Source organism: Fusobacterium ulcerans ATCC 49185 (assembly GCF_900683735.1).
GTDB classification, from domain to species: domain Bacteria; phylum Fusobacteriota; class Fusobacteriia; order Fusobacteriales; family Fusobacteriaceae; genus Fusobacterium_A; species Fusobacterium_A ulcerans_A.
Genome location: NZ_LR215979.1, coordinates 3633147 through 3658537, shown reverse-complemented (window position 1 = coordinate 3658537; position 25391 = coordinate 3633147). Strand labels below are relative to the sequence as shown.

At 30.7% G+C, this 25391-nt stretch carries 24 protein-coding genes; 4 read left to right on the top strand and 20 right to left on the bottom strand.

Features of this window, described 5'->3' with window-relative positions; all coding sequences use genetic code 11:
* Nucleotides 1-10 precede the first annotated feature (10 nt).
* The 13 genes from E0E45_RS16640 to E0E45_RS16580 all read right to left on the bottom strand — a co-directional run bounded on the left by E0E45_RS16640 (nt 11) and on the right by E0E45_RS16580 (nt 10519).
* Nucleotides 11-1456 carry an acetaldehyde dehydrogenase (acetylating) gene (locus E0E45_RS16640; RefSeq protein ID WP_130892163.1) on the bottom strand — a complete coding sequence of 482 codons (1446 nt, stop codon included), beginning with the start codon at nt 1454-1456 and terminating at the stop codon, nt 11-13.
* 17 nt (nt 1457-1473) lie between these two features.
* Nucleotides 1474-1989 carry a BMC domain-containing protein gene (locus E0E45_RS16635; RefSeq protein WP_130892162.1) on the bottom strand — a complete coding sequence of 172 codons (516 nt, stop codon included), beginning with the start codon at nt 1987-1989 and terminating at the stop codon, nt 1474-1476.
* Nucleotides 1990-2044: 55 nt separating this feature from the next.
* Entirely contained in the window at nt 2045-2329 is a 285-nt protein-coding gene (gene eutM / locus E0E45_RS16630; RefSeq protein ID WP_005949821.1) for an ethanolamine utilization microcompartment protein EutM, read from the bottom strand.
* Nucleotides 2330-2342: 13 nt separating this feature from the next.
* Complete coding sequence (locus E0E45_RS16625; RefSeq protein WP_130892161.1) at nt 2343-2792, bottom strand: BMC domain-containing protein; 450 nt, start codon at nt 2790-2792, stop codon at nt 2343-2345.
* 10 nt (nt 2793-2802) lie between these two features.
* A complete protein-coding gene (gene eutL, locus E0E45_RS16620; RefSeq protein ID WP_130892160.1) occupies nt 2803-3456 on the bottom strand; it encodes an ethanolamine utilization microcompartment protein EutL in 654 nt (217 codons plus the stop codon).
* Between the two features lie 15 nt (nt 3457-3471).
* Nucleotides 3472-4281: an ethanolamine ammonia-lyase subunit EutC gene (gene eutC / locus E0E45_RS16615; protein WP_420026346.1), complete on the bottom strand. Its 810-nt coding sequence runs from the start codon at nt 4279-4281 to the stop codon at nt 3472-3474.
* Between the two features lie 60 nt (nt 4282-4341).
* Entirely contained in the window at nt 4342-5706 is a 1365-nt protein-coding gene (locus tag E0E45_RS16610; protein ID WP_130892158.1) for an ethanolamine ammonia-lyase subunit EutB, read from the bottom strand.
* 15 nt (nt 5707-5721) lie between these two features.
* Complete coding sequence (gene eutA, locus E0E45_RS16605; RefSeq protein ID WP_130892157.1) at nt 5722-7149, bottom strand: ethanolamine ammonia-lyase reactivating factor EutA; 1428 nt, start codon at nt 7147-7149, stop codon at nt 5722-5724.
* Between the two features lie 99 nt (nt 7150-7248).
* A complete protein-coding gene (locus E0E45_RS16600) occupies nt 7249-8643 on the bottom strand; it encodes a sensor histidine kinase (RefSeq protein WP_130892156.1) in 1395 nt (464 codons plus the stop codon).
* Nucleotides 8640-9221, bottom strand: coding sequence for an ANTAR domain-containing response regulator (locus tag E0E45_RS16595; RefSeq protein WP_130892155.1), 582 nt, complete (start codon nt 9219-9221; stop codon nt 8640-8642). Before E0E45_RS16595 ends, E0E45_RS16600 begins: the two co-directional genes overlap by 4 nt.
* Nucleotides 9196-9639, bottom strand: a complete 444-nt coding sequence (gene eutP, locus E0E45_RS16590) for a EutP/PduV family microcompartment system protein (protein WP_232044142.1) — start codon at nt 9637-9639, stop codon at nt 9196-9198. The genes E0E45_RS16595 and eutP overlap by 26 nt, the downstream gene beginning before the upstream one ends.
* 13 nt (nt 9640-9652) lie before the next feature.
* Complete coding sequence (gene eutS, locus E0E45_RS16585; RefSeq protein WP_130892153.1) at nt 9653-9994, bottom strand: ethanolamine utilization microcompartment protein EutS; 342 nt, start codon at nt 9992-9994, stop codon at nt 9653-9655.
* Between the two features lie 306 nt (nt 9995-10300).
* Nucleotides 10301-10519 carry a DUF6485 family protein gene (locus E0E45_RS16580; protein WP_130892152.1) on the bottom strand — a complete coding sequence of 73 codons (219 nt, stop codon included), beginning with the start codon at nt 10517-10519 and terminating at the stop codon, nt 10301-10303.
* A 440-nt stretch (nt 10520-10959) separates the two neighbouring features.
* Here E0E45_RS16580 and E0E45_RS16575 point away from each other — a divergent pair, with 440 nt between their 5' ends.
* The 4 genes from E0E45_RS16575 (at nt 10960) to E0E45_RS16560 (ending at nt 15253) form a co-directional block, all read left to right on the top strand.
* A complete protein-coding gene (locus E0E45_RS16575) occupies nt 10960-11532 on the top strand; it encodes a DapH/DapD/GlmU-related protein (RefSeq protein WP_232044141.1) in 573 nt (190 codons plus the stop codon).
* 37 nt (nt 11533-11569) lie between these two features.
* The gene (locus tag E0E45_RS16570; RefSeq protein WP_130892151.1) at nt 11570-12112 is read left to right on the top strand and encodes a flavodoxin family protein; all 543 of its coding nucleotides are present in this window, start codon (nt 11570-11572) and stop codon (nt 12110-12112) included.
* Between the two features lie 166 nt (nt 12113-12278).
* Nucleotides 12279-13340, top strand: a complete 1062-nt coding sequence (locus E0E45_RS16565; protein ID WP_130892150.1) for an alpha/beta hydrolase — start codon at nt 12279-12281, stop codon at nt 13338-13340.
* Between the two features lie 155 nt (nt 13341-13495).
* A complete protein-coding gene (locus E0E45_RS16560) occupies nt 13496-15253 on the top strand; it encodes a 1-deoxy-D-xylulose-5-phosphate synthase (protein WP_130892149.1) in 1758 nt (585 codons plus the stop codon).
* Nucleotides 15254-15405: 152 nt separating this feature from the next.
* Here the strand turns inward: E0E45_RS16560 and E0E45_RS16555 are convergent, their stop codons facing one another.
* From E0E45_RS16555 to E0E45_RS16525, 7 genes are all read right to left on the bottom strand, one after another.
* On the bottom strand, nt 15406-19290 hold the full coding sequence (locus tag E0E45_RS16555) for an autotransporter outer membrane beta-barrel domain-containing protein (RefSeq protein WP_130892148.1): 3885 nt from the start codon (nt 19288-19290) through the stop codon (nt 15406-15408).
* 505 nt (nt 19291-19795) lie between these two features.
* On the bottom strand, nt 19796-20722 hold the full coding sequence (locus E0E45_RS16550) for an ABC transporter ATP-binding protein (protein ID WP_130892147.1): 927 nt from the start codon (nt 20720-20722) through the stop codon (nt 19796-19798).
* Nucleotides 20723-20742: 20 nt separating this feature from the next.
* Nucleotides 20743-22224, bottom strand: a complete 1482-nt coding sequence (locus tag E0E45_RS16545; RefSeq protein ID WP_232044140.1) for an ABC transporter permease — start codon at nt 22222-22224, stop codon at nt 20743-20745.
* Nucleotides 22225-22336: 112 nt separating this feature from the next.
* Nucleotides 22337-23329 (bottom strand): ABC transporter substrate-binding protein, encoded by a 993-nt coding sequence (locus E0E45_RS16540; protein WP_130892145.1) that lies wholly within the window; start codon nt 23327-23329, stop codon nt 22337-22339.
* Nucleotides 23330-23347: 18 nt separating this feature from the next.
* Nucleotides 23348-23968 (bottom strand): PHP domain-containing protein, encoded by a 621-nt coding sequence (locus E0E45_RS16535; RefSeq protein ID WP_130892144.1) that lies wholly within the window; start codon nt 23966-23968, stop codon nt 23348-23350.
* Between the two features lie 297 nt (nt 23969-24265).
* Nucleotides 24266-24436 carry a 4Fe-4S binding protein gene (locus E0E45_RS16530; protein ID WP_130892143.1) on the bottom strand — a complete coding sequence of 57 codons (171 nt, stop codon included), beginning with the start codon at nt 24434-24436 and terminating at the stop codon, nt 24266-24268.
* Between the two features lie 155 nt (nt 24437-24591).
* Nucleotides 24592-25302, bottom strand: coding sequence for a glucosaminidase domain-containing protein (locus E0E45_RS16525; protein WP_232044139.1), 711 nt, complete (start codon nt 25300-25302; stop codon nt 24592-24594).
* Between the last annotated feature and the right edge of the window lie 89 nt (nt 25303-25391).

The following is a 25391-nucleotide window of genomic DNA, read 5'->3' as shown; positions in this document are numbered from 1 at the left end:
CCACACCTCTCTATCCTTTAGCAATTTCAGAAAGGACTTTTTTCACTAACTCCTCTAGGTTCAATTCTTCTAAAGAATCACACTCTCTACAATTCTCTTTTTCTCTAAAATCTTCCAACTCCTTTACTCCCCATCCTACTTTTCTTATATTTAAAAGATTCATAGGAGTTACATTATCAGAAGTTGAACTTCCTCCTACTGCTCCACATCCTAAAGTTAAAGCAGGAGCTAAATTTGTACTTCCACCTATTCCCCCCAATGATCCTGGAGTATTAATCAGAAGTCTTGATACTGGTTTTTTCAATGCAAATTCTTTTACAAGCTCTTTATTTTCTGTATGAATAATCATTGTATGCCCTTTTCCTTCATTCATAAGAAGTTCTATAGCTCTTTCACAAGCTTTTTCCCAGTTCTCAGCTGTATAGAATGCAAGTATTGTAGTTAATTTTTCTCTTGAATATGGATTGCTCTTTGATACAGTTGACTGCTCAGAAAGTAATACTCTTGTTCCTTCTGGTATTTCAATTCCTGCTAATCCAGCTAATGTTTGTGCATCTTTTCCTACTATTTGAGGATTCATAGTTCCATTTGCTCTCAATATAAATCTACCTAGTTTCTCTGATTGCTCTGGTGTTAGAAAATATCCTCCCTGTCTTCTCAATTCATTCATTACTTCCTGTTTATTTGAAGGCTCTACTATAATAGATTGTTCAGAAGCACATATAACTCCATTGTCAAAAGTTTTACTATCCATTATTCTTTTTACTGCCTTTCTTACATCAGCAGTTTTTTCTATATATGCTGGTCCATTTCCTGGTCCTACTCCTATAGCTGGAGTTCCAGAACTATATGCTGCCCTTACCATAGCTTCTCCACCTGTAGCTAAAATCAATGCTGTATTCTTATGTTTCATAAGTTCATCTGTCGCTTCCATTGTAGGAATCTCTATTACTCCTATCAATCCTTCAGGTGCTCCTGCCTCATAAGCAGCTTTTTTCAAGATTTCAACTGTTTCAATAATACATTTTTTTGCATTAGGATGTGGACTTATAACTATTCCATTTCCTGCTTTTAATGCTATAAGTGTTTTATATATCACTGTAGATGTTGGATTAGTTGATGGAATAAGTCCTGCTATTACTCCCACTGGAACAGCTACATCCATAACTGAATCCTTTTCTCCAAGTATCCCTATAGTTTTCATATCCTTTATAGACTCATAAACAATTTCACTTGCAAATCTATTTTTAATTACTTTGTCCTGCCATTTCCCAAAACCAGTTTCTTCATTAGCCATTTTTGCAAGTCTTTCTGCGTGTTTTCTCACTTCCATAGACATAGCTTCTACTACCTTGTCTACCTGTTTCTGAGTAAATTCTGCATATATAGCCTGAGCAGTTTTTGCTGCTTTCAGTAAATCTCTCACCTGTTGAATTGATAATAAATCTTTATCCATATGTATCTCCTTCTATATCAAATAAACTTAATTATATTCTTGTCTGGATTATTTATTAGAGATTTCTCTCTATATTTTATTTTTTCGTCAATGGAAGTCATTGCTTCTGTTACAGAACTAGTATCTCCTGTAATAACAAAATAGCTCTTCCCTGCTATTCCATTTCCTAATATAAGCTTCAAAGTTTCTACTGTATTGCTTTTTAAAATCATATCCAGTGCTTTTACACTTTCAGATATTGTAAAAAATTCTATTATTCCCATAGAACTTCCTAATTCTTTTTTATCTCTTTTTTCTAATATTTCTATTATTTTATTAGAAACACCAGAAATAATCTCAAATTTTATTTCACCAGCAACTTCTTGAAAAGCACTTTTCACATCTTCATTTTCCCCATAAACAATAAAATAATATTTTCCAGGGCATGTAACCCCAGCTTTATATATAGTCACATTTGCTTTTTTTAAAACCATATCCAGATTTTTTAGTCCTTCTGGAATATTGTTGAATTCTGCTATCCCAATAGTTTTCATAGAACCCCTTTTTTAATATAGGAGGCTAACTGAAGCAGCCAGCCTCCTATCAGAATTATTTTGAAGATTTTGGTAATATGATCTCAACTTCTGAGTGAGGTCTAGGTATTACATGAACAGAGATTAATTCTCCTATTCTGTCAGCTGCTGCTGCACCTGCATCAGTAGCTGCTTTTACTGCTCCTACATCTCCTCTTACAAGAACACTTACAAGTCCTCCTCCTACCATCTCTTTTCCTACTAATGTTACATTTGCTGCTTTTACCATTGCATCTGCTGCTTCAATTGCTGCTACTAATCCTCTAGTTTCTATCATTCCTAATGCGTTTAATGTTGCCATTCAAATCAACTCCTTATTTTCTTTTAGATTTATTTTCTTTTATCATTGGTTTTTCTGCTAAAGTATCAACTGATTTTTCAATTATTTCTGTTTCTTCAATCTTGACTTCTTCTTGTACTTCCATTTTTATTTCTTCTATTTCTGAATCTTTTTTTTCTGTTATTTCTTCATTAATATTTTCAATAGTAGTTATACTATTTTCCTCTATCATTTTAGAAACCATCTCATCAGGTCTTGCTATTACATGGCTGCTTACAAAGACTCCTAACTTTTTAGCTGCTTCTGCCCCAGCTTCTACAGCAACTTTTATAGCTCCTACATCTCCACTAAGTTCAACAGTAACTATACCACCTTTTACAATATGTCTATTTACTATTTCTACTTCAGCTGTTTTTAAAGCTACATCTGCTGCTTCAATAGCTCCTACTAATCCAATAGTTTCTATCATTCCCAAAGCCTTCATATTTTACTCCTTAATATTTTGTAGGATTCTGAGCAACAAACTTTACTGCATCAGCAAAAGCTTCACAAGCTGCTTTGCAAGCTGACTGACTTCCTGTAAGAAGTCCTCCACCAAAGTTTGTTTCAGAAGGTGGTCCAAAGAAAGCTGTAAGAGTAACATCAGCTGCTTTTAATGCTGCATCTAAAGCATACATAGCTTCAATTGGGGGAGCTATTAGATAAGCCAGTGCTTCTCCTTCCTCCACACCAGCTGTCTTAGAAAGATAGCTTCCTGTTCTTGATACACAGTGAGCATAGTATGCTATTGTATCATCTTCATTTGCACTATAGAAAGATGCTTCGTTTTCTATAAAATCCACTATTGCATTCAATCCGCTTCTTACTTCTGCTGGTGTAGGTCCAGCTATTATTCCAATTACCTCTCCAGCCAGTTTTGTATTAGCATTTGCAGCTCCTCCATAAAAAGATTTCCCATATACCACTGTTACTTCTGCCATTTTTGTAGCCTGATCCAGTGCTGTATATGTAACATCATCACAGTCTGCTGTTACTATTCCAATACTTTTATATCCTGCTGGTAAATTTAATTCTTCTGCCATTTTGTCATCTACATTAGGAATAAGTTTTACCCCTAATACATTTGGTTTTAAAGGATCATTAATCATTTTTCCCTCCACAAATTAAAGTTTTAAGTCTTGTCCACTTGCCTTAGCATCTAATATTTTTTTGATTATGTGAGCTATATGTGCTCCAGCTTCAGAAGCTGGTGTTCCATTCTTATGAATATTTGAAACTACTGTTCTTTTTGATTCAGGAATTCCCATATATCCTTTATAAGTGATATAAGCACTCATACTTTCTGAAGTTGCCAGTCCAGGTCTTTCTCCAATAAGTACGCAAGTAACTTCTGCATCTAGTATTTCTGATACTTCATCAGCAGCTCCTACTCTTCCATATTTTAGAAAAAATGGTGTTCCTGCTTCTATTCCATAAGATTTTAATCCATTGATTATAGCTGGAAGTGTATCTTCTACATTTGCTTCAATAGCTGTAGAACTAAGCCCATCAGATACAAAAATTTCTACTTTTGGAGATTTTTTAGCTTTTTCTTTAAGAATATTTATTGATTCTTCATTCAATCTTCTTCCTAAATCTGGTCTTGTCATATATTCATCTTTTGAATGACATTTAGTCTGTACTGTAAAAAGATTATTTGCATTCAGAAATTCTTCTGAAACATCTGTATATACTGCGTCTACTGCTGAAGCATGGTCTGCTCTGAATCTCAGCATTGTATTTGTTGTATATCTAGTCCCTGCTCTTGATATTCCTATTCTTGCTGGAGTTTTCTTTTTATATTTCATCAATTCAGCTTCATTTGCAGGATTCTTTAATTCAATTACATCTCTAAGATCAATTTTTGTAATATCTATAAGATCACTTTCTGTCTTTTGCTCTGCCTTTTCTTTAAACTTATTATCAGTCCCCATCTCTTTTAGAACCTGTGAAATTATTTCTTTTAAATCTCTTTCAGAAACCATTTTATCCTCCTACTTTAAAAATATTGATGCATCTCCTGCTATTTCTGTCAGCTTTCCATTTTTTCTTATTCCCATTTTTTCCAACCACTCATCAAACTCTTTTATTGGTTTTACTCCCAATGTTTCTCTTAGAGTCTGAATATCATGATATCCTGTACATTGGTAGTTAAGCATAATATCATCTCCTGCTGGAACTCCAATAAAATAATTGCATCCTGCTGCTGTCAATAGAACTGATAAACATTCAATATCATTTTGATCTGCCTTCATATGATTTGTATAACAAACATCAACTCCCATAGGGATTCCATGTAGTTTTCCCATAAAATGATCTTCAAGTCCTGCTCTTATTACCTGTTTACTGTCATATAGATATTCTGGACCTATGAATCCAACAACTGTATTTACCATGAAGGGAGAGAATTTTTTAGCAAATCCATAACATCTTGCTTCCATAGTTACTTGATCTACTCCATGATGTCCATTTGAAGAAAGTTCAGAGCCTTGTCCTGTTTCAAAATACATAACATTTGGTCCTGCTCCTGTTCCTTCTTTCAATGCAAGTAATCTAGCCTCTTCAATCATATCCCCTGTAATCCCAAATGCCTCATTTGATTTTTGTGATCCTGCTATACTTTGGAAAATCAAATCAGTTGGTGCTCCTCTTCTGATAGCTTCCATCTGTGTAGTTACATGAGCCAAAACACAAGTTTGTGTTGGTATTTGATATTTTTGTTTAATTTCATGGAATCTTTCCAGAACTCTTATTACACTGTCAGCTGTATCATCAACTGGATTAAGACCTATAACAGCATCTCCTACTCCATAAGTAAGTCCTTCAAGAAGTGAAATCATTATTCCATCTGGATCATCAGTAGTATGATTTGGCTGTAATCTTGCAGCTAATATTCCCTCTCCTCCAATTGTTGTATTACAATGAGCTGTAACTATCATTTTTCTTGCAGCCTTAATCAAATCAAGGTTTGACATAAGCTTTGCTACTGCTGCGATCATCTCAGAAGTAAGTCCTCTTCTAATCCATTTGATTTCAGTATCTCCTACCTCATCGCTTAAAAGCCATTCTCTTAATTCTCCAACTGTCCATTCTTTAATCTCATCATAAATTTTCAGATTTAAACCATCAATGATTATTCTTGTTACTTCATCCTCATCATAAGGTACTGCTGGATTTTCCTTTAAGTCTTTCAGCTGAATGTTTGAAAGAACTTCTTTAGCTGCCACTCTTTCTTTCATCGATCTTGCTGCTATTCCTGCCAGTTCATCTCCAGACTTTTGTTCATTCGCTTTGGCCATTACATCCATCAAAGAATTGAATTTGTAATCTTGACCAAAAAGTCTCGCTTCTAATCTCATTAATATTCACCCCACCTATTGATAACTACTTAATACTAAAGTTTTTACTATAACAGGAAGCACACTTCCGCTCCCTAATGGTCTGCCTATATCAATAAAATCTCCATCTGCTACTTTGATACTATCTATGCAGATAATTGGAACTTTATTGCCATATTTTAGTGAAAGTCCCTGCCCAAGAGCCTTTCCTATATCATTTTCTATTACCAGTATTACTCTGTCCACATTTGTGAAAACATCATAAATTCCATCTGCCAGTTCTAATATTTCTCTGTATTTCATATTGGTTTTTCCTGTAAGACCTATAGCCACCTCTTGAATTCCATCTTCAACCTTGAACCATTCTCTTTTTTTTCGTAAATTCATTTTAAGGCTTTCTATTTCTTTTTCATCACTTTGAGCAATTTTTAATACTGGTATATTCTTGATTGGAAAAATATCCTCAGTGTAAGTTATTGTACTTCCACTGATTTCTGTAGTATGAGATCCTGCTCCTACAACTGTTGCACCTATTGTTTCACCACTTTTTATAATGCTTATATTTTTTTCTTTAAAAATTTTAAGTATCTCTTTCCCCAGAACAATTCCTATATCTCTATATTTGAATTCATCTCCAGAGTATTGATTATATATAAAATCTGCTACACCTCCTGAAAAGTTTACAAATTTTAATTCAGCTTCTCCTCTAAAATCTTTATCAGTGATAAGATACCTATATTCATCACTTTTAGGTATTGCTCCTACAGAACTTAAAAGTATCTCTCCCAGCTTTCTGCATAATTTTCTTATTTCTTCCCTATCTGCTGTTTTGCCTATTTTTAATGTTTGAAGCTTCATATCATCTATTAGCTTTTCGAATTTTTTATAGATATATATTATTTCCAGTGAATTATCCTTAAACTTTATAAGTCTTCCACCAATATCCATGCAGGTAGTATCTACCACTTCTCCATTTTTAAATAAAGCTATATTAGTTGTTCCTCCACCTATATCCAGATTATAGACTGTTGTATTATTTCTTTCAGAATAGTCCATTGCCCCTGCTCCTTTTCCAGCTATTACACTTTCCAGATCAGGACCTGCTGTGGCTACTACAAAATCTCCTGCCATTCCACTTAAAGCATTAAGTACATCTCTAGCATTAGATTTTCTTGCTGTTTCTCCAGTTATTATTACTGCTCCTGTAGAAACATCTTTGATAAATACCCCTGCTTTTCTATATTCATTCTGTATTATCTGCTTAACTTTTTCAGCATCTATTTCAGTCAGACTTAGAAGAGGGGTAAAATATATTTCACTTCTGTAAAATACATCTTTGGATATAATTTTTATTTGTGGAACTCTTGCACCAGAAGCTATATTTTCCAATGTAATTCTGGTAAATACTAGCTGAGTAGTTGAAGTTCCGATATCTATTCCTACACTGATGATTTCTTCTTTCATCAACTTCCTCCTGAAAAATCAAAATAAAAAAAGCCAAAGAAAAATAGGATAACCTATCTCTTTGGCTTCATTGCCTTTTTGAATACACATCCTTGTGTATTAATTATTTTTTATTTCAAATTCTATTGTAGTTCCTTCATTGATTTTACTTTTTAGTTCAAAATTTCCTTCCAGTTTGTCAGTAACAAGCTTTTCTACTATCATTAGCCCTAAACTGTTTTCTCTGTATTTTTTTGCATCCATTCCAACGCCATTGTCAGAAATTGTTATTTTAGAAAAAAAAGTTTTCTTTTCTATAATGACATCAATTTTTCCTTCTACTCTGTTGTGAAAAGCATAATGTATTGCATTCTGAATAAGTTCATTTATTACTAAAGCTACAGATGTTGCTTTATCTGAACTAATGATAAAGTCATCTCCTATCATATTAAACTCTATTTTTTTTGTTTTGTCAATAATATTTTCAAAAGAATTTTTATATAATAACTGTAATATTGTTTTTATATTAAGACTATCCATTCCATTTTCAGATAGTACTTCATGTGTTACAGCTATACTTAATATCCTGCTTATTGTTTCATCTAATATTTTTTTAGTTTCATCATTTTCCACACGTCTTTTCTGTATTCTTAAAAGACTTGCAATTGTTTGAAGATTATTTTTTACTCTATGATGAATCTCTTTTATCACCACTGATTTTAATAAAATCTCCTGTTCATTGTTTTTTTCTTTGGTTATATCTCTGATTACCATTACTATACTGTAATTATCTTCCTCCAAAGATGTAATAAAATAAGCTATTGCTAAAATTATATTTGAAATAGTAATTTCTATGGTTTTATCTGTTTTTTGTTTTAAGATTTCCTGAATGCTCGTTTTTGTAAGAGCTATATTTTCAAACTGTTCTCCTACAATTGATTTTGAAAACCCCAAAGAGGCATATATTTTTTCAGCTATTTTATTAATATATGTCACTATTCCATCTTGATTAAATACTACTATACCATCCTTTACAAATTCTGGAATTCTGCTTCTTGAAATATCTATATCTCTAATAAGCTTTGTTGCTGTAAAGTTAAAAAGATCTGAATTAAATTCATGTTCCTGGCTCTCTCTATACTCTACAATTATAACTCCTATAACCTCTTTTAATTCATTAAAAACTGGCATTATATTTTGAAATACATGCTGTTCTTCCTGAGTAATAGCTTTATAGTTTTTAGAAGGTAGTCCTGTTAAAAAAGTTCGAAAAACTGCTGGTTCCTTTGATGAGTGTGCCATTTCCCCATCTATATTTTTTGAATAAAGACTGTTTGTTTTAGGTCTTGCATGATATACAACAACAGCATTGTCTTTATCTTTTGTAGGACAATCTAAAAATACATCCATATTAAGTATATTGCTGAGTATAGAAACAGTTTCAGACACTCTTTCTATTTTTTCAATATCTGAAGCTGTCAATGTTGAACACATTTTACAGTAATTTCTTATCATATCAATATTCCACCTGTCAATATTATTATTTCAGCCAAATCAATTAAAGCTATTCTTTTCTTCATACTTATATTTCTCATTTCTTGGTAAGCTTCCTTCTCAGAAATATTCTTGTTTTTCATTAATATTCCTTTAGCTTTTTCTATCTTCTTTCGCTCTTCTAATTTTTGTTTTGCTCCCTCAGCCTCATCTTTAAATCTAAGCAATCTCATATGAGTACTGTAAATCATTTCTAATCTTGAAAGAAATATCTCTTCGTCTATAGGTTTTATTAAATATCCCATCACAGAACTTTCTGTTGCTTCATGAATATACTCTTTAATATTATATGCTGTCAGCATAATGATACAACCAGAAAATCCCTCTTCATTGAGAACTTTTGCCGTTTGAAGTCCATCCATCAAAGGCATCTTTACATCCAATAGTAGAATATCTGGCTTTTTTTCACGACATATTTTTAAAGCTTCCAACCCATCAGAAGCTTCTCCCACGACTTCATAACCATTTTCTTTAAGCATTTCTGCAATATCCATTCTTGTCAATGTTTCATCTTCAGCTATTACTATTCTTACTTTCATCCCCTATACCCAACCTTTCTTTAAGCCTTACAATCTCAATTTCATCATCTAATCCCATATAATATATTTCTTCTGCTCCTGCACATCTTAAAAAACTCTCTGCATTACTACAATCAAGCTGGAGATCTTTTTTAGTTATTATTCCTATTATAATTTTTCCTGTGAACATAGTAGAAAATTTAGGTGGAAAGAATGTTTCTTCATCTAAGGCTGATTGGACAAATGCTATTATATCAACATCGTTTGCTGTAACTGTCAAAGCTTTGTAGTAAAATTTATTTTCAATATATTCCCCAGGAGTATCAATAATATTTTCCTCAAATAGTATCATCTGTGTCTTTTTATAATTTATATCAAGTCCATTAATTCTTTGGGCAAGAGTAGTTTTTCCACACCCTGTTCTCCCTATCAGCATCATTCGCATATAAATGTCACGACCTTGTAAGTTCAGATATGGAAAATTTTAATGTTGTAGAAAGAAAGCTAATCACACTTTTTAATGAACTCTCTATACTTGATACATCTCCATTTATTACTAGTGTTCCACTAAATCTATCTAAAAATCCTATCTCTATGTTCCCAGATTTTGTAGCTATATCTGCTGCTATTATAGCTGCTTCACCTGGTGTAATTGTCAGTATTCCTATCGCTTGTGTAGTTTCAGTATTTAATCCTATTTTTTTACAAATATCCTTATCTGGATGAGCTATCAAATGTGCTAAAGTTACTTGTTTCCCAGGAACATATTCCTGTATTACTCTATTTTTTTCCATTTTTATCTCCTTTTGATATAAAAAGATTTTTTTATACACAATTTTATTATATATAAGCACATTTTTTATTTTTTTTCAAATGCTTTTATTTTTCAAACTTTTTTATCTACTTCTAAACACTGAAACTGATTGGATTTCTTTAGTAAAAAAAATTATTAAAAAAATTTTTTTTATAATATTATTTTTTTATTCCTAAATTTAAAATAAAAAAATAGAGAAAAATAATTCTCTATTTTCTTCACCAGTTATTTATACTATATTTTTAGTATTTTCAATCACGTTACATTAAAAATATAATTATATTTTTTAATTTTTCTTCCAATGTTTTGTTGTAAAATCAGCAAATCCTTTAAATGTATAATCTTCATTTTCTGGTCTTTCTGTCGATATTTTTTTGAAAAAGCATGATGGAATCTCATTTAGTTTTAAACATTTCGATATACATAAATCACATCCTTTATCATGGTTAACAGGATTAAATGGACATTTATGATCTGTACAGCTGCAAAATTCTTTAACATTCATAGTAATTTCATCTCCTTTTTTATTACATTACATAATTTCTTCAGCTCTTTTATACAGTAATATTCCTTTTTATTGCTGTCAGAACTCTTTCATATCAGTATAAAATTATCTGCTTCTCTTTATCTTACATTTAATTAATATCTCTGTCAATCATTAATACTTTTTTAAATACTGTTCTCCTTCTTATCTTCACAAAAATATTTACTTTGATAACATTAATATATCACTGGAAGTTAACTCTAAGACAAGTTTTTCCCAAAATATTTTTTATTCTAATGTAATTCTATAAATCTTTTAGTTTGATTATATCATTTTGTGCCAGAGAACTGTTCTTTATCATATGCTTATTAAGCATAGATTTATATGTAATATAGGTATTTGATATTGAATTACTTCTGCTATATAATAAGATTAAAAAGTATAAATTGTTATAAGGGCAGGTGATTAAAATAAATATAGAAAAATTTTTAAATCATGTAAACAGTGGGAAGCCAATTCCTACTGGAACAGAAATTCATAATTTTATGGTAGGACTAAGCAATGAAGCTATGAAAATTACAACTAAGTTGAATAGTTCTTATCATACTCCAGAAGAAATCAGAGAGTTGTTTACTCAGCTTACTGGAAATACAATAGACAGTTCCTTTTGTATATTTCCACCATTTTACACAGACTGTGGGAAAAATATTCATATTGGAAAAAATGTTTTTATAAATACCTGCTGTCACTTTCAAGATCAAGGGGGTATCTTCATTGGAGATGGAGTACTCATTGGACACAATGTAACTCTGGCAACTCTTGATCATGGTTTTGCTCCTGAAGACAGAGGTACTACATATCCAGCACCAATTATTCTGGAAAAAAATGTCTGGATTGGTGCTAATGTAACAATTGTATCTGGTGTCAGAATAGGAGAAAATGCAATAATTGCAGCAGGAGCAGTAGTTACAAAAGATATCCCTGCAAATGTAGTTGCTGGAGGAATACCAGCAAGAATTTTGAAAGAAATATAATCATCAAAGAAATTTAAAATGTAAAAGGAGAAAAAATATGAAAAAAAATGTTTTAATTATTTCTGCAAGCCTACGCAAAGGAGGAAATTCAGATATATTAGCATCTGAATTTGAAAAAGGTGCACTTGAATCTGGACATGAAGTAAAAAAAATAGATCTTTATAACAAAACTATTAATTTCTGTAAAGGGTGTCTAGTTTGCCAGTCAACTAAAAAATGTATTATAAAAGATGATGCCAGTGACATTGTGGGAGAGATGCTTCATAATGATGTTGTTGTATTTGCTACTCCAATATATTTCTATGAAATGTGTGGACAGATGAAAACTTTATTAGACAGAACAAATCCTCTGTTTCCATCAAATTATTCATTTACTGACATCTACCTTCTGACAGCAGCAGCTGATGACAACAAAAATTCAATAGATGGAGTTATTAAAGGACTGCAGGGCTGGATAGACTGTTTTGAAAAGACAAATTTAAAAGGTGTAGTAAAAGGACTTGGTGCTGATACTGCAGGATCTATTAAAAATTTCCCTAATGTTTTAAAAGAAGCTTACACTATGGGAAAAAATATTTGATTTTTTAAATATTTAAAATCTATAATCTAATTCTTAATCTTTAAATTCAAATACTTATATACCTTTTAAGCATAAAACAATCTTTAATATAAGTATTAGTTATCCAAATGTTTTTGTTATATACTTTACTCAAGATTAAAAACATTAAAATTCAAGGAGGTTAAAAATGAAAAAATCATCATCTTTATTATCAATTTGTAAAAGGGCAATGATCGGAATGACTTTAATGACTGCTGGAGTAGGGAGTGTTTTTGCTGCTGATATGTCCAATGGTGCAGATAATTTCTATAAAAGTGATAAAGTAACTTTACAAAAAGTTACATTTCAAAATCAGTATAAGATGAAGGTTGCAGGTAATCTTTTTATTCCTAAAAATATGAATCAAAATGCTAAAAATTCTGCAATAATTATTGGGCATCCTATGGGAGCAGTGAAAGAACAATCTTCTAATCTCTATGCTCAAAAACTTGCAGAACAGGGATTTGTAACTCTAGCAATAGACTTATCATTCTGGGGTGAAAGTGAAGGACAGCCTCGTAATGCTGTATCTCCTGATATCTATACTGAAGACTTCAGTGCAGCTGTTGACTATCTTGGAACTAGACCATTCATTGATCAAAACAAAATTGGAGCTCTTGGTATCTGTGGAAGTGGAAGCTTCGCTATCAGTGCAGCAAAAATTGATCCTCGTATGAAAGCTATTGCCACAGTAAGTATGTATGATATGGGATCTGCTAACCGTAATGGACTTAATCATTCATTGACATTAGAGCAGCGTAAACAATTTATTGCTGCTGCTGCTGAACAACGTTATGTAGAATTTAATGGTGGAAAAACTGAATACACAAGTGGAACTGTACATAAAATTGATGAAAACTCATCATCAATTGAAAAAGAATTTTATGATTTCTATCGTACTTCACGTGGAGAATTTACTCCTGAAGAAGCTACTACTGAAACAACTACCCATCCAACTCTTACAAGCAATATAAAATTTATGAACTTCTATCCATTTAATGACATTGAAACTATCTCTCCTCGTCCAATGTTATTTATTACTGGAGATCAGGCTCACTCAAAAGAATTTAGTGAAGATGCATACAGACATGCAGCTGAACCAAAAGAATTACTTGTTGTTCCTGGTGCTGGACATGTTGATTTATATGACCGTGTTGATATAATACCTTTTGATAAATTAGGTAATTTCTTCAAGACAAATTTAAAATAATTACTTTCCTTTCCCTTTCAAATAATATTTGGAAGGGATTTTTATCACAATAAAAAAAATTAAAATTAATTCTTGACCTAGAGTCCACTCCAGATGTTAGACTTGATATATCAAGAAATAAATCAAAAAATATTATTGTATAAGGAGAAAAAGATATGTATTTAGAAAAAATAAACAGTCCAAAAGATTTAAAAGGAATGAATATTGAAGAATTAAAAAAATTGGCAACTGAAATGAGAACTGCCCTGCTTAATAAACTGAGCAAAACTGGAGGACATATAGGCCCAAATCTTGGAATGGTTGAAGCAATAATTGCTATGCATTATGTTTTCAACTCTCCAATAGATAAATTTGTATTTGATGTATCTCACCAAAGCTATCCTCATAAAATGCTTACTGGAAGAAAAGATGCTTATCTTTATGAAGAACGTTTTCATGATGTTTCAGGATATACAAATCCTGAAGAAAGTGAGCATGATATGTTTAATATAGGACATACTTCAACATCTGTCAGTCTAGCTTCCGGTCTAGCAAAAGCAAGAGATTTAAAAAATGATGCTGAAAATATTATTGCTGTTATTGGAGATGGTTCTCTAAGCGGCGGAGAAGCATTAGAAGGACTGGATTTTGCTGGAGAATTAAAGAGTAATTTCATCATTATTGTCAATGATAATGATATGTCTATTGCTGAAAACCATGGAGGATTATACAAGAATCTAAAAAAACTTAGAGAAAGCAATGGAGCTAACGAATGTAATTTCTTTAAAGCAATGGGATTAGACTATATCTATGAAAACGAAGGAAATGATATTGAAAAATTAATTGAAGCATTTACAAAAGTAAAAGATATTGATCACCCAATAGTTGTTCATATCAATACTCAAAAAGGTAAAGGATATAAATTTGCTGAAGAAAACAAAGAAAACTGGCACTGGAACTTCCCATTTGATATAGAAACAGGAAATGTATCACTGTCTTTTGGTGAAGATTATGGTTCAATAACTGGGGAATATCTATTGAATAAAATGAAAAAAGATCCTAAAGTAACTGCTGTTGTTGCAGGTGTTCCAACTAATATTGGATTTACTTCTGAAAAAAGAAAAGAAGCAGGAAAACAATTTATAGATGTTGGAATTGCTGAAGAACATGCTGTTGCTATGATTTCAGGAATTGCTAAAAATGGCTGCAAACCAGTATTTGCTACATATTCAAGCTTTATCCAAAGAACATATGATCAAATATCACAAGATTTATGCATTAACAATAATCCTGCAACTATTCTAGTAAATGGAGCATCTATTTACAGCATGAACGATGTTACACACTTAGGTATTTTTGATATTCCATTGATTTCAAATATTCCTAATATTGTTTATCTGGCACCTACTTCTAAAGATGAATATCTTGCTATGCTGGACTGGAGTATAGAACAAACTCAATATCCTGTGGCAATTCGTATTCCTAGTAATGATGTTATATCAGACAATAGACACGTTGATACTAATTACAGCAATATTAATAAATATCAGCTGGATGTAAAAGGAAGCAAAGTGGCAATACTAGCATTAGGAGATTTCTATCAATTGGGAGAAGAAGTTTCAAAAGAGATAGAAAAGGAACTTGGATTTATACCTACATTGATTAACCCAAGATATATTACAGGACTTGATGAAACAATGCTTCAAGAACTTCAAAATAATCATGATATGATTATCACTTTAGAAGATGGTATCTTAAATGGTGGATTTGGAGAAAAAATAGCATCTTTCTATGGAACAGCAGATATGAAAGTTAAAAATTATGGCTTCAAGAAAGAATTTATTGATAGATATGATGTAAAAGAAATCATGAATGAAAATGGCATTACAAAAGAACAAATAATCAAAGATATTCTCAAGTGTAATATTCTATAGGCACTGTAAAATTACCTTGTAAAACAATTTATAATTTTCTATTTATTTTAACTTACTACAAAAAAACTACACCCTTTATCTTAATTCTGGGTGTAGTTTTTCATATAATTATATACAATATTTTTCTTAATACTCTTCAACTAATTTTTTAATCAAAATTTTATTCTCAATCCTAAACTTACTTGCCAATTTCTTTCAAATTTACTTCCAAATGTTTTTTCTATATTGTAATATATATTTGTTGTTCCTGTTTTTCCTACTTCAAAATATCCTCCTATACCTGCTTCCAGCCATGTATCTTTCCCTTTATATTTTTTATTTACTGTTGTATCTATGCCCGTTATTCTAGCTCCATAATCTCCTGAAAATTCCTGTAGTATTCCTGTTTTTATAAAATGACTGCTTCTTTCAAAATCATAACCTGCATACATTCCTGCTCTTCCCACCAAGCTGTTAATATTTTTCTGCTCTACTTTTATACCACTGTTCATTGCATAATCAGCTCCTTTTACAAATGTATAGTCCATTTGCATTTGTGGGATCATATACCAGCTATTCTTTGTATATTTTTTTCCATACTCAAAACTTATACTCCCTGACCATGTATCATAATCAGTTTTCATTTCCTGCATATCACTTGTATAATTTTTATGTTCATTATTTATATAACTATATTTAACTACTAAATTTGCATAGCTATTATCCTCCATTACAAAAGATTTATATAGAGATATTCCTATATCATAATTTTTACCATCCCCATTTTTGAAATCTGTTTTTCCCTCTTTTTTATGTACTGCAAACCCTGTAAAAATACTTCTTTTTTCTGTTTCTTTTCTCTTATCATATCCTATCTGCAATGCATTGTATTCATTTTTAAATTTTTCAGATGACTTATTGTGCTCCATTTGTCCACTTGATGTTCCTGCCCATGTACCATTTTCAGAAGTACCATTATGTATCTCACCAAGTCTTTTATGGACAGAATTTAATTCTGAACGTGATGACACAGCACTCATATAATTTAAAGTTATTGCAGTTTCTATATTTTTTATTACTTCTCCTTCTTGCTTCTCTACTCCAGTTACATACCATGTATTCTTTTCTCCTGCTTCTCCTTTTATATTTTCTTCAAGTGACAATACATAATCATATATACTTGCTGTGTCTGTAAATTTAGTTCCTTCAAAAGTTACATTTTTATCTGCAGAAGCTATCTTAATAGAAGAGCTTTCTTTGTCAGAAAAATTATGATTTACTAAACCTGTAATAGAAGTTTTTCCTGCTTGAATATAATTTTTTTGTGCTGCATCTGCTTTTTCTATATTGATACCATCTGTTTTATCTCCTGTCTGATCTCTATCTTCTGGAGATATATCCATAATATATGTTCCTCCACTTCCAGATGTCTTATCAATTGATATAACCTGTTTTCCTTTGATAGTTTCTCCACTGTAATTCTGTGTCATATCTACTATTCCATTTTCTATATCAAAATTTGTTACTGCACTATTTTGTGGAACATACCATACTGCATTATTTTTTAATCCAAAATTAAATATGCCTCCATTATTTTTAAAAGAAGCTCCTTCTAAATATGAATCATCAGTATCTAATAAGATGTCTGTTACAGCCCCAGCTTTTGTTGAGAATATATCCCCTTGAATTTTTTTACTGTATCCTTCATCTTCTATTGATACACTCCCATTCTCATTATATACTGCATATCCATCTGAATATATGCTGGTTCCTCCATTAAGTTTTATATTTCCTTCTTCATTCCATACTGCTCCTATTATATTATTATTTCCCAATCCTGAAGCAGTTATTATACTTCCATTCTCTATTGTAAGTTTTGAAGATGAACCACCATTATATACTGCTACTACCTGATTTGCATCTTTTCCTACTGCACTTATTTCAGCTTTTTCCCCTATATTTAATGTTGAATTTTTTGTATTGCTAATTCCAAAAACATTATTCTCTTGACCTATAGAATCCAGACTTGATATAATCTTTACTCTATCTCCTATTTTAATACTTCCACTATTCTCACTGTATAATCCCATTACAAAAACAGTATTTTCTCCTGAAGCTGTTATAGTTCCCCCTTCTTCTATTATCAACTCTGAAGATGCTCCGTTATTATACACCGCTGAGATCTGTCTTGCACCTTTTCCCATTACATTTATTTCAGAATTTTTCCCTATATTTAATGTTGAATTTCCTGTATTATATACAGAATAAGCAGAATTCTTTTGATCTTTTGAATCAATAATTGAAGTTATTTTTCCTTCATTTCCTATCTTCATTTTCCCCTCATTCATGTTATACAACCCCATTATAAAATTAGTATTTTCCCCTGAAGCTGTTATAATTCCTCCATCTTCTATTACCAACTCTGAAGATGAATCACGATTGCATACTGCTGATATTTGATTTGCATCTTTTCCCATTACATTTATTTCAGAATTTTTTCCAATATTCAACATTGAACCTTCCTTGTTATATACAGAATAAGCCTTATTCTCTTGATCCTTTGAGTTAAGAATTGAAGTTATTTTTCCTTCATTTCCTATCTTCATTTTTCCTTCCTTTGTGTTATGCATTCCTACTACAAAAGCAGTATTTTCTCCCAAAGCTGTTATAGTTCCTCCATCTTCTATTACCAACTCTGAAGATGAATCACTATTATATACTGCTGATATTTGATTTGCATCTTTTCCTATTACATTTATTTCAGAATTTTTTCCAATATTCAACATTGAACCTTTCATATTATATACAGAATGAGCAGTATTTTCTTGATTTTTTGAATTGAAAATTGAAGTTATTTTTCCTTCATTTCCTATCTTCATTTTTCCACCACTATTATTATACAATCCCATTAGAAAATTAGTATTTTCTGCCCAAGCTGTTATAATACTCTTATCTTCTATCACAAGTTCTGAAGATAATCCATTATATACTGCTGACACTTGTCTTGCATTACTTCCTTTTACATTTATCTCAGAGTCTGTCCCTATATTCATTGTTGAATTTCCAGAATTATAAACAGTATATGCAGAATTTTTTTGATTTTCTGAATTAAGAACAGATGTTATTTTAGCTCCATTTCCTATTTCAAAATTTGAATTTGTATTATTATATATTGCTGACTGTGAAGTTGCATTATTTCCTTTTGTACTTAATATTGCATTATTTCCTATTATCATTTTCCCATTCTTTACATTTTTGATTGCATAAGATCCACCAGTTGCTCCATTAAAAAGATTTATTTCTGTTTCTATTATTAAATCGTTCCCAATTGTTACTGTATTTCCAGTAACACTATAAATCCCTAGTGCCTGATTATTATTTCCACTCACTGCATTTGTTACTTCTGCTTTTATTTTTACGTTATCTCCAATAACAATACCATAGTTATCATTAATTTCACTAAAATTTGTACTAATTCCTGCTACAAATCCTGCTGAAGCTGAAACATTTATTTCACTTCCTCTTCCAAAATGAGTTAATGATGTCCCATTAAGATATACTCCATAAGTTATTGAATTTGAAGCAACATTTCCATTTGCTGCAATATTTATTTTGGTATTTTCTCCCAAAATTAATTTTCCTCCATTAGTAACTCCAACAAGGCTTGTTGTATTTCCTTCTAATTCTTCTGTAGTAACATTTATTTTCAACTCATCTGACATATAAACTTCACTTGTATCATTTATTAATCCTTTTCCATAGAGAACACTACTTATAGTTCCTGTTTTCTTATTTAATATTGTATTTATTTCATCTATATTAACTGAAATGTTTTCTGAATTTTCTATTTTTAATCCATTCACTTCTTTATAGGCCCCAAGATTTATATCAGACACATCTATTACTTCATTACTTTTATTTTTAATTTCTATTCCCATTTCTATATCTTGTAAATTTTCTTCACTATATCCTATATTTTTAATAATTACAAATAAAACTAAAATTTTCAATGTTACTTTTATTTTTTCTTTAAACCTTTTTTTAGAATTTTTCTTCATATTCTTTCCCCTTTAATATTCATTTCTCTAAAATATTCTCTAAATCATTAAAAAATCTAATGTTCTCTTTTATATAAGAAGGCGAACAGTAAGTGCTCTAAAGTTCCTTTTTTTAGAATTTCATTTTTTTATACCTATTTTTTTTAAAATATATAAATCTTGATTTTTTTAAATTTAAAGGATATAATAAATATAAATAAGTGTTCGCTTTATTATATAAACACGAACTATTTTTTGTTTTTGAATTTTAATCAGATTTTAAGATATTTTTAGCATTGTAAAAATTAAGTCTATGAAATGCAAGAAGAATTTGTTATGATAGGTAAAGGTTAGATATCAGAAAAAATATTTATAGATGGAAAAAATTTCTATTAAAATTTACATAGACAAATTTAAAAAATTAATAATATAGAAATTTATTAGATTATCTAACTAAAAAAAGACAGAGATTTATACTACACTTTTTTTAATGTAATATTTATTCTCTGTCTTTTAATTACTTATTTTAATAGCTTATTTTTACTTTTTCATTTATTTTGAAATTTTTACTCTCTTCTCCCTGAATACTTGTATATAGTTCAGATTGAGAATTTTTTATTTTAAAAATTGTGTAAGCTCCCATAAACTCTTTTGAAACAATTACCCATTCTCCATTTTCTGATTTCCTCATAGAAATATCCTCTGGACGCAGCAAAACTTTTTTTCCATCTTTTGTAATAAAATTTGCTTTCCCTATAAAATCAGCTACATAATCATTCGCTGGATTATAATATATTTCCTCTGGTGTCCCAATTTGTATGATTTCTCCCATATTCATAACTACTATTTTATCAGAAAGGCTCAAAGCTTCTTCTTGATCATGGGTTACAAATATCATACTGATATTCAGTTTTTTTTGAAGCTGCTTTAGCTCCTCTCTCATACTTATTTTTAATTTTGCATCAAGATTGCTGAAAGGTTCATCTAATAATAAAAGCTTAGGGTGAAGAACTAAAGCTCTGGCTAAAGCAACTCTCTGCTGCTGCCCTCCACTTAATTCGTGAATAGAAACTTTTTCATATCCTTCCAAGCCAACTATTTTCAGATAATCCTGAACTAAATCTTCCTGCTCTTTTTTAGATATTTTTTTATATTTAAGTCCATACTTTATATTTTCAATAACATTCATATGAGGAAAAAGAGCATAATTTTGAAAAACTGTAGATATATTTCTTATTTCAGGAGGAAAATTAGTAATTTCTTCCCCTTCGAGATATATTTTTCCAGTTTCAGGCTGAATAAATCCTCCTATTATATTTAAAAGAGTTGTTTTCCCACAGCCGCTCGGTCCTAAAAAAGATATCAATTCTCCTTTTTCTATTGAAAAATTTATATCCTTTATCCCTCTGGTTTTATCAAACATTTTTCTTATATTTTCAATTTTTAGATACATTTTCCATCACTCTTTTCACTCTATTTTTTTAAAAATCTGTAAACTGCAATATTCAAAGAAAAAGTAACAATAGTTATAGCTAGTGCTGTTATAGAAGCCAGTCCATATTCTCCCTGTGCTACATGAGTGAACAGTACAACCGTAGCTACATTAGTTCCTGGAGAAATCAGGAAAATAATAGCTCCTATTGTTGTCATAGTAGCAATAAAGCAGTTGATAAAAGAAATTAGAAAAGCTGGTTTTAATACAGGAAATATTATATCCAATAATATTCTAATTTTAGAAGCTCCTAAATCTTTAGCTGCCTTCTCCATATTAGGATTAAGTTTAGTCAATATTGAATCTCCTGCCTTTGCTCCTATACTTATCTGTCTGAAAGTACAGTTTAGTATAACTATAGCAGCTGTTCCAGTCAAAGTAAATATTCCTCTGTTAAAAGCCAGTATATATCCCAATCCAAAAAATGTTCCTGGAATAATATATGGAAGGCTGGCAAAAAATTCAATGATCTGCATAAATTTATTATCTCTATTTTTGTTATAATAAGAGATTAAAATTCCTATTACTGATGAAAGAATCCCAGCTATAAAAGCATAAATTATACTTCTTAAAAATACTTTCAAGGCAGACAGCTGAAATCTTTCTAAATATTCAAAAGTAAATTCTATTCCTTTAGAAGTATAGTTATAGAATCCTGAAAAAAATATTGCTGAATATTGTAAAAGCATGATTAAAAAGAAAAACCATGCTGTTATTCCTAAAATAGTTTTTACCCAAACTGGAAGTTTAAATGATATATTTTTCAATCCACTACCCTTTATATCAGAAGCCAGATTTAAATTTTTAATTAAAACTTTTCTGTAGAGCCAGAATGCTAAAAGTGCAGGTAAAATGAGGAGCAATGTCATAGCTGCTGCCTTAGGCATATTACCCTCACCAATCACAGTCAAATATGCTTCTGTTGCCAGTGTGCTATATCTCCCCCCAATAATAACAGCACTTCCAAAATCTGCCAGATTCTTTGTAAATAAAATAAAAAATGTTCCTATAAGTGCTGGAACTGATAAAGGAAAAATAACCCTTTTTACAGTTTCCCATGGTGAAGCACCTAGTGATCTTGATACTGCAATCAAATTATAGTCAATATTCTTAAATATTTCATAAAGCATAAAAGCAGCAAAAGAAATTTCCCCTATAATCTGCAATAGTATAATTCCTTTTAAACCATAAGGATTGATATGCAATCCCAAAACCCTATATGTAATAAGCCCTCTTCTTCCAAAAAGCATAATATACGATATTCCAAAAATAAAAGGTGGCGATATCATAGTCAGCATTAATAAATAATAGAAAAAATTTCTAATTTTTTTTCCTGAAAAAATCATATAAAAAGCTATAACAGCTCCACATATAGAAGATACTCCAGCTGATACTGTTGAAGTCATCAATGTATTTTTCAGCAGAACATAATTTTCACTGAAAATACCTCTATAAAATTTCAATGTGAAACTATTATTATCAAAAAAACTTGTTTCAATTATTCTATAAATGGGGTAGAAACAAAAAAGTACTACCCCACTGATAACTAGAAATAATATAAGATTATATATAAAATTATTTTGCTTTATTTCCAAATCTTTTATTCCATTCATTTAAAACCTTTTCTCTCTCATTTCCTAATCTCTCAATATCAATATTGATTAATTTGTCCATGTCAATAGTCTTTATACTTTCAGGTGTCTTGATACCATTTCTAACCATAGCTCTAGGATCTTCATCTCTAATAACTGTCTGTCCTTTTTCTGATAATGCCCAGTCTATAAACTTTTTAGCTTCTGGTAAATTTTCAGCATTTTTAAATATTGCCATCCCTGCTGGAACCCAAGGTATCATATCTTCGGGATAAATAGTTGTTACAGGATATTTTCCTTCCATTAATATAAACTCCCCAGACATAGGAATTACAGCCACCCCAAATTCTCCAGTAGTAACTTTCATTGGAGGCTCTCCTCCTCTTTTAGCTAAAAAAGGTACATTTTTATTCAATGCTTCAAAATATTCCCATGCTTTATCCTCTCCAAGCTCTTGGATAAGATTATCTACTAATGCATAGTTAGTTCCTGAAATAGCTGGATTAGCCATAATAACTTCATCTCTGTATTCAGGTTTTGTCAAATCTGCCCAAGTTTTAGGAGCTGCTAGTTTTTTATCTGCCAATATTTCATTATTTACCATAAAGCCTACAAGAACTAGAGAAACACCTGACCAGTATCCATCTTTATCTCTATATTTCAAAGGCACTTCTTTCATTTCTGGTGAAATATATTGTTCTAAAAGTCCTTTATTTTTAGCAGTGATAAAACTATCCAGTCCTCCACCAAACCATACATCAGCAGATGGTTTCCCTTTTTCAGCCTGTAGTTTTGATAAAACCTCTCCAGATGACATATCTATAAAATCTACTTTTATTCCAGTATCCTTTGTGAACTGTTGGAATATCTTTTCCTTTCCTCCATATGCTGCTACGACTTTAAGACTTCCTTCTGCAAAAATATTAAAGCTCAAAGCCAACATAAAAATTGCAGATAACAATGATATTTTTTTCATAAATTCCTCCCGTTTTATTTATTCTATTACTTCATATTTATTATTTTTATATACTAAAGGTTTACACTTGTTAGTTTTCAAAGCTTCTATAAGTTCTTTTACATTATTGACTCTATAAGGGAGAAGAGTGGCAAATACTCCTACTTTTTCCTTTACATGAGCATCACTTGAGCCAAGCACCTGTATTCCAAGTTTATTTGCAGTTGCTACAGCCAGTCCATTATGGTACTCACTAGTGCTTCCATTATATCCCTCAATAGCTGTAAGCCCTTTTACCAAATTAAGTTTATCTTCCAATCCTCTGTTGTTTGTTCTGTATGGATGGGCAGCAGTACAAGTTCCTCCTGCTTTTGCTACATAATCTATAAATTCCTGAGCAGTCATCTGTTCCTCTGGAAGTTCATCAATTCCAAATGCAACTATATCTCCATCTTTAGTCAGATATTCCACTCCAGGAAAAATTGGAAAATTATATTTTTGAACAAGTTCTTCTATCTCTTTTCTTACATCAGTACTCTCATGATTTGTAAGAGCAATTCCATCTAATCCTTTTATTCGAGCTTCTTTTATAATTTCCTCTATTGATACATGACTATCTGAAGAATATTTATTATCATGTAAATGCAAGTCTACTTTCATCTGCTTCTCCTTCATTAATAGTTTTATTATTTACTCTTTCTCGATTTTATATTATATCATATTTATGAACTTTTTCTCAGAAAATTTTCCTTATTTTCTAATCTACTTAATTATACTTAATTTCTCAATCTAAGCTAAATATTTATTCTCAATCCAGAATAAAAAAAGAGAGATTCTTTTCTTTCATTAAATTACTTTATAGTTATTTCAATTATAAAGAATTAAATTTTTAGTTAACTGTCAGTTAATTTTTCCATAAAAAAAAAGAGCCCCAAAAGGCTCCTTCTAATTTAAAAACTACTCAGCTGATATAGCTGAAACAGGACATCCACCTGCACAAGCTCCACAATCAACACATGCGTCTGATATTCCATATTTTCCATCATCAGTTGCAGAAATTGCTCCTACTGGACAAGTTCCTTCACAAGCTCCACACCCTATACAAGCATCTTTATCTATTACGTGCATTATAATCCCTCCTAATATTCATAAATTTTTTTAACTACCTAAAGTTTATATCATTTTTTATATCTTGTCAAGTGTAATTTAAAAAAAATGTTGTATTTTCAAACACTTATATTTTGATTGCCAAATTAATTTAATACACTTTCTTCATATTCAGATTAGGCATCATGCTCTAATAAATCGTTAGCTTTTATTATAGTAGTGAGTTTTCTTCCATATTCTTCTCTTATTTCAGAGTAGTTATTCAGATGTTTTACCAGTTTTAATGAATTTTCTCCATTAACTATTGCTGTTCTAAGCTGTTTGTAAGCTCCATGTCTTGCTAATGTCATTATATAATCTTTTACAGACTCATCTATAGTTTCATATTTTTTATAGTAAGTTCCTTTTCCTACCTTAACACTTTTACTCTGATCTTTTGAAAAAGATTTCATTCCAAAAAGATTATTTCCCTTTTTAGCTACATTTGAAGTCCCCCATCCACTTTCCAGAGAAGCTTGAGCTATTACCAATGAAGTGGGAGGCACTATCATTCTATTCAAAAGCTCATCTGTATTCATATTTTTTACTTTGTACTTAGCAAAAGCATTATTTAAAATATCTTTTTCTTCCTGTGTTGTTACACCTTTTTCTATTATTTTCTTTATCTGCTCTTTTTCAGTTTTTATCTCTATTTCAATGTTCTCAATTATTGGTACAAGAGTCTGTATAAATAATTTTTTTCTTTCATTTCCTTGTATTGCACTAAAATCAATTCTTTTACTTAGATAAAACTGTTTATTCTTTAGTTCACTTTCATTTATTGTAGTTCCTGAAAAAGCAGTAAAAGAAAAAAGAAAAATTAATAATACAAATATTTTTTTTCTCATTTTTTCCTCCGAGTTAATAAAGTCAGCAGAAAATCCCATTGATTTTCCTAATACATCTCTGTTATATTGACCCCTATTTCTGGCGATCA